General features: G+C 67.1%; 1 protein-coding gene and 1 pseudogene. Both read right to left on the bottom strand.

The window, feature by feature from the left end; all coding sequences use genetic code 11:
• Window positions 1-95: pseudogene (locus AC0L3A_RS40835) on the bottom strand (transposase); the annotation flags it as partial.
• Between the two features lie 56 nt (window positions 96-151).
• Window positions 152-642 (bottom strand): tyrosine-type recombinase/integrase (locus tag AC0L3A_RS40830; RefSeq protein ID WP_473256594.1); only part of this gene is annotated, 491 nt, incomplete at its 5' end.

Genomic DNA, 642 nt, shown 5'->3' with positions numbered 1-642 from the left:
GCGCTCATCACCCGCCGCTCGACGCGACCGTGATGACCGGCATGGTCACGACGATAGGCGTCGCCATGCCGGCGCAAGATATCGGCAATGTCAATGGCGGGTCGGTGCGGGCGGACGTCGGGGGGTCATAAGCCGGATCCCGGAGCCGTTGTCATGCCGGTGGCGTCACCTCCAGCGACAGGCGGTCGAGCGGGCTCTGGGTCGCCCGGATCGTATGGGTGGCGACCTGCGTGTAGCGCGCCGTCGACGACGGATTATTGTGCCCGAGCAGAACCTGGCCGATCCGGATGTCGATTCCGTTCTCCAGAAGATGTGTCGCGAAGCTGTGGCACAGCGTGTGCAGCGTGACGCGCTTGGTCAGGCCCGCAGCCTTGACCGCCGAGCGGCAGGCGGCATGCAACTCGGTCGGATCAATCGGGTGACCTTCGTCACGCCCAGGGAACAGATAAAGCCGCGGCCGGGCGAGCCGCCAGTAGGTGCGCAGGATGCCGAGCAGTTGGGACGACAGCATCACGTTGCGATCCTTCGCGCCTTTGCCGTGGCGCACCTGGATGACACCGCGGGTGCTGTCGATGTCTTCGATCCGCTGTCCCGCGACCTCGGAGGCCCTGGGGCCGGCCGCATAGGCCGTGGTGAGCGCGG

The organism is Bradyrhizobium sp. MI1.3, assembly GCF_055811695.1.
This window is presented reverse-complemented; position numbering and strand designations above follow the sequence as displayed.